Here is a 625-nt window from a genome sequence, read left to right as displayed (position 1 = left end):
CAATTATAAACCTAAACCAGTTAGAATTTACTGTAACTGCAGCTAATATTTTTGATGCAGATTATATAGAGTCTGGTGTAGTGCCAATGCCACCAAGCAATGTGTTATTTGGGTTGCGCTATAATTTTAACTAAAACCAAAACAACAAATATATTTGTTAACCGAAGCTGCTTTTTTAAGCAGCTTTAGTTTTTTTAACCCAATATTAATGTAACTAGTACGTTAAAATACAGGCAAAACAAAAAATAGTAATGTAGTTACTTAACGTTTACTTAACTTTGCCAATTAATTTTAAGTAAATTGAAATTGAACCTACAAGAAGTTCCAAGAGTAAAAACCATAACCAAACAAGAGTTTTTAAAAAACTACTTTAAGCCACAAAAACCAGTGGTTATTGAGCGTTTTATTGATGATTGGCCTGCATACAAAAAATGGAATTTAAATTATATTAAAGCCATTGCTGGCAATACTATGGTGCCGCTTTATGATGACAGACCGGTTGATTATAAAGAAGGTTTTAATGAGCCACATGCTAAAATGAAAATGGCCGATTATGTAGATTTACTAAAAACCGAGCCCACAAAATATCGTATTTTTTTGTGGAATATTTTAAAAGAAATTCCGC

General features: G+C 30.9%; 1 protein-coding gene. It reads left to right on the top strand.

Features of this window, described 5'->3' with window-relative positions:
* Positions 1–300 precede the first annotated feature (300 nt).
* Positions 301–625: cupin-like domain-containing protein (locus FUA24_RS02785; RefSeq protein WP_187388137.1), on the top strand; the 325-nt coding region annotated here is incomplete at its 3' end.

The sequence above is a fragment of the Seonamhaeicola marinus genome (genome assembly GCF_008085455.1).
Note: the sequence above shows the minus strand (reverse complement) of the source record. Positions and strands in the feature narration are given on the sequence as shown.